The sequence below is a fragment of the Microcoleus sp. Pol12B4 genome (genome assembly GCF_036701385.1).
In the GTDB taxonomy this organism is placed as follows: domain Bacteria; phylum Cyanobacteriota; class Cyanobacteriia; order Cyanobacteriales; family Microcoleaceae; genus Microcoleus.
The window spans coordinates 1-4,588 of the sequence record NZ_JAUBQR010000332.1 but is presented as its reverse complement, the minus strand read 5'-3'; the positions used below and the strand labels follow the sequence as shown (position 1 = coordinate 4,588).

Sequence of the window (4,588 nt, the reverse complement as noted above, 5' to 3'; positions counted from 1 at the left end):
TTTACTTATTATTGCTGATTATCCGATCGCACTCGCAGCTAAAACATCACTGCTAACCGGCTGGTACATCGGGCCTTTGAAGGGGCGAAAGCCTTGCTGGCAATCGACGGTCATCTTGCACAGCAAGCGGAACTGTAGCGGCGTTGGGGGTTGGTTGAGGCGATCGACTTCTACGCGAACCAATTCTGGATGCTGCGAGATAATTTGAAAAATATCCCCGCAAAGATAGCGCGGACAATAGCCTACAATCCAGTGATCTTCAGTACACAGAAGCAAAGCAGAGGAATCGTGCCGATTTTGAAATTCGTGGGCTAAATACAAAAGTTCGCCCACTTGAAGCCCATTAATCCGTTCAATTGCCGGCTTGGGAAGGTGTCGCAGTCCATGTGCAAAAAAATGGATGCGGTAACGTCCATTTTCATCCGGTTCGGGACATGGGAATACCTCAAAATTATCAGTTACCCGTTTCCCTCCGCTGCGGGCCAATAAAGCAATTGGGTCATCTTCGTGTTGAGGGATATTCAACCACTGTACAAATTCAGGGTAGTCAGGGCGCGATCGCGGCCGCACTCGATTGGAAAACAAGGGAAACAGTTTCTGTGAAGTGTAAACCTTACTGAAATCAGGGAAAGATGGCAAGGGTTTAAACCAGCACTCAAGTAGAGCTTTTAGAACACCATTTGTATAATTGAACTGGTATTCTTTACCGTTAAATGTCAATCGACCAATCGGAAACCAAGAACGGCTGACCGGGTCTTGCCAAGCCAAAAATATTGTTTTCAAAGCAAATCTCCTGTCAATTCAAGTAGCCTTTCTCTGTTAAAATTAAGTATTTGTTGAGAAAAGTCAATGGTAATTTGTGAAATGCGATGGCGCGGTATCCGGTTAAAAATGGCTAGCGTATCATTAGATGAAATCCTCGCAAGGCAATTTAGCCAAACTTGGGCTGCTTGGGGATAGTATAGCGCTGCTTCGCAGAATGCCTCAAAAGTCTTGAGACGCTTTGGTCTATTATCGCTAGCATATAACTGAGAACAGCATCTTTTAGCATAAGCTTGGACAGAATAGCCAGTATCTTTTGTAATCAGTCTCTTTTGCCGTTGTTCATCAGATATCCGCACTCCCAAACTAGAGGCATGGTCGTGAGTTGGTGCTAGATATCTGGCGATATTTAAAGTAGGATCACTTTCTGGTTTATCTAATACACCCCAATTCTCTGAGTGACGGTCTGTATTGCCAATCCAGGCATCTAATAGCAAATATCCGATAAAAGTTTCTATTGCTGTTTCTATCCCGACTGGCGGAACCCAATCGAGGGGCAAATTAACAGAATTGTCTGCGATCGCATTCAACACAATATCAACTTTGTGCCGTGCGTTCGCAGACAAAACTTGATTCCCAGGAATGAAACTGCCACCATCGGGCAAAAATGATGGTGAGACAGTTCCGCGTTGACTTCTCCAAGTTGCCAGTTCATATTGAGCATGGGGCAGTCCGAGCAATTTGCACAACTCGGCTGCAATTTTTTCTGCCCAATCTTCACCTGTATTCGGTCGAGACTGTTTGTACAAGCAGCGACCAAATTCTGAGTGAGGGAACCAGAATTTATTCTTAGTTCCCATTTGTTCTTCTTCAGATAGATCGTAATCAGATTCTGGAACAACAATAACCGGAAACTCATCAGCCATTGTGTCAACCTTAAAGAATGCTAAAAGCAACTATCTAACACAGGAATTCGCGCGGATCTGTGACGTGACCAGTCAGCGCAGACGCCGCCGCCGTGTAAGGCGAAGCTAGATAAACTTGCGCTTCTTTATTCCCCATGCGGCCGGGGAAATTGCGGTTAGTTGTAGACACGCAAATTTCGGGTTCGTTCATCCGGCCGAAAGTATCTTTCGGGCCACCCAAACAAGCGGCGCAAGAAGGCGCTGCTGGTTCGATGCAGCCGGCTGCTAAGAAGATTTCCGAAAGCGTTTGACCCTCGTATTTTGTGAGAAACAAATCTTCGTAAACTTTCTGAGTTGCTGGTACTAAATAAGTCGGAACTTTGACTTGATTTCCTTTGAGAATGCGGGCGGCATTCAGAAAGTCGGAGGTTTTGCCGCCGGTGCAGGAACCGATGTAAACTCGATCGATCTTGACATCGCGGCAGTTGCGGGCTAAGTCGCGGTTGTCGGGGGAGTGCGGTTTGGCGACGACTGGTTCTAATTTGCTGACATCGTAGGTGCGATCGCTATAAAACTTAGCATCCCCATCGCTGTAAAATGAATCGAAGGGTTTGTCAGTCCGCGAAGTAACGTAATCAAACGTAGTTTTATCCGGCGCAACCGTGCCGTTTTTACCACCAGCTTCAATCACCATATTGCACAGCGTCATCCGTTCTTCCATCGTCAAACGCTCAACTGTATCGCCCGCAAATTCCATTGTCCGGTAGTTAGCACCGGCAACGCTAATATCACCAATAATCTGCAAAATTAGGTCTTTTGCTAACAAATAATCCGGCAGTTCACCGTTGAACACAAAGCGCATGGTTGCGGGAACTTTGATTAACAGTTTGCCGGTTCCCATGATAAAAGCCGCGTCTGTATTGCCGATACCGGTGGCAAATTGTCCGAAAGCGCCGGCATTACACGTGTGGGAATCGGTGCCGAAGAGCACTTCGCCCGGTCGGGTGTGGCCTTCTTGTGCTAAGGCGATGTGGCAAACTCCTTTGTAGTCGGGATTTGCTTTGAAGTCCGATCGATCCGTGATGTCGTAAAAGTATTTTATCCCTTGTTCTTGGGCAAAATCGCGGAGAATATCGACGTTGCGGTTAGCGCGTTCGTCGTTGGTGAAAATGTAGTGGTCGGGAATGAGGACGATTTTGTCTGGGTTCCAGACTTTAGCATTCTCACCAAATTCGCGTTTGAAAACGCCGATGGTGCCGGGCCCGCAGACATCGTGGGTCATCAACACATCTGTTTCTACCCAAATATTTTCTCCGGGCTCGACTTTAGTGCGGCCTGATGCTTTGGCTAATATTTTTTCGGTCAGAGTCATTCCCATAGTGCGATCGCTTTTTTTTGTTAGATGCTACATAGTGTAATTGTAAGCGAAACATTATCTTAAAATAGAAATTACCAGGTCTCAAAAATCGGGAGTAATGACGATGACCTTGCTGACGTTACCCCTAAAAGTTAATCTCGATCGCGTTTAATTTACCGATGAGCAGTTTTATCAACTCTGTCTCAGCAATCCTGAATAGACGATTGAGCGCGATGCTGAAGGAAGATTAATTGTTATGTCTCCAGTTGGCGGCGATAGCGGTAGCCGCGAGATGGATCTCGGCGGTGAGGTTTATATTTGGAATCGCCAAACCCAACTAGGTAAGGTGTTTAGTTCTTCTACGCTATTCAAATTGCCCGGTGGAGAATCTCGTTCTCCTGATGTAGCATGGCTGGAATTGTCTCGCTGGGAAGCACTCACTCCAGAACAACGACAGAAATTTCCCCCCATAGCACCGGATTTTGTCATTGAACTGCGATCGCGATCGGATAATCTGCACACTTTACAAGATAAAATGCTGGAATACCTGCATAGTGGGGTGCGGTTGGGTTGGTTGTTTAATCCACAAAATCAGCAGGGAGAAATTTATCGACAGGGACAACCAAAAGAGGTTCGCTCTTTACCAACACAACTTTCTGGAGAAGATGTTTTACCTGAATTTGTGCTGGAAGTTCCATTATTTGCCGATTGAACTATAAGAGGCGACCGTAGTGATGTTGCCAACATTTGGCGGCTCGTCTATAGCAGTTCTCAGGGATCTCGCGCTTTCGGGATCAATTCTTTCATGATTGCCGAAGCAGTGGCAGAACCCAGCAGCATTGCTGCCATGATTGTTGCAGGATAGGGATTGTTGGTCGTCAAAATTAAGAGGCGATAGCTCTTAGTTAAATGATAGTTTTACCAGACCCGATTGCCGATCGCGATCGGGTGTTATAAGGAACCGCGAAGACGCGAAGGCGGATGCTATAATTATGGATGCAAAAAATCTAAATGTTCTCCAGGAATTTGGCTCAACTCTTCGGGTGTTCCAGTTAGTTTTAGTTCACCCCGAAAGTTAAAACAGACATTATTTATAGACAAAAAACCGTACTTACATTTATTTTCAAAAAAGCCCGGGTACTCGCCGATCTTTAACCAAATTTACATCACCCATTAGTATATTTAATGATGTAATTTACTGCGACATTCTTAGGGCAACTTATTGATAGCTGGCTACTTTATTTTGAGTTAATTTTTTATTGTTAAAATAAACCAGACAGACCTTAACACAAAAAATAAAATTATGCAAGTCACTCGATTATGTGACTTGTAAGTAATAGCTAGTGACTGTTATTAGTTAGTAATTACTTAAAAAAAACAACTTAAATCAGGGACTCTCAAAAAATCTCAGAGTGCATTTCTACATTTGTAGACCTCAACAACAGTGAAATGAGCGAGATACCCGCACCCCAAGGGTATCTACTTTTGCCATGTTCACCGTATATGCCAATGGAGATATTTCCCATGAATTCACAGAAACACAGGCGTCAGCGCGCAGTTATTT

Annotated in this window: 3 protein-coding genes and 1 pseudogene; 1 reads left to right on the top strand and 3 read right to left on the bottom strand. The window is 44.9% G+C overall.

Going from position 1 to position 4,588, the window contains the following annotated elements; genetic code table 11:
• Nucleotides 1-18: 18 nt before the first annotated feature.
• Genes QUA38_RS27480 through QUA38_RS27470 form a run of 3 tightly spaced genes read right to left on the bottom strand, consistent with a single transcriptional unit; the run spans nucleotide 19 to nucleotide 3,045 of the window.
• Nucleotides 19-783, bottom strand: coding sequence for an HIRAN domain-containing protein (locus QUA38_RS27480; RefSeq protein ID WP_333167482.1), 765 nt, complete (start codon nucleotides 781-783; stop codon nucleotides 19-21).
• Nucleotides 780-1,688, bottom strand: coding sequence for a hypothetical protein (locus QUA38_RS27475; protein ID WP_333167480.1), 909 nt, complete (start codon nucleotides 1,686-1,688; stop codon nucleotides 780-782). The genes QUA38_RS27480 and QUA38_RS27475 overlap by 4 nt, the downstream gene beginning before the upstream one ends.
• 34 nt (nucleotides 1,689-1,722) lie before the next feature.
• A complete protein-coding gene (locus QUA38_RS27470; RefSeq protein ID WP_333167478.1) occupies nucleotides 1,723-3,045 on the bottom strand; it encodes a 3-isopropylmalate dehydratase large subunit in 1,323 nt (440 codons plus the stop codon).
• Between the two features lie 103 nt (nucleotides 3,046-3,148).
• Between QUA38_RS27470 and QUA38_RS27465 the strand changes: the two are divergent.
• A pseudogene (locus tag QUA38_RS27465) lies at nucleotides 3,149-3,736 on the top strand (Uma2 family endonuclease).
• The last annotated feature ends 852 nt before the right edge of the window (nucleotides 3,737-4,588 follow it).

Coding starts and splice junctions, on each gene's coding strand:
- QUA38_RS27475 (WP_333167480.1), bottom strand. CDS start 1,688: ATGGCTGATGAGTTTCCGGTTATTGTTGTTCCAGAATCTGATTACGAT.
- QUA38_RS27470 (WP_333167478.1), bottom strand. CDS start 3,045: ATGGGAATGACTCTGACCGAAAAAATATTAGCCAAAGCATCAGGCCGC.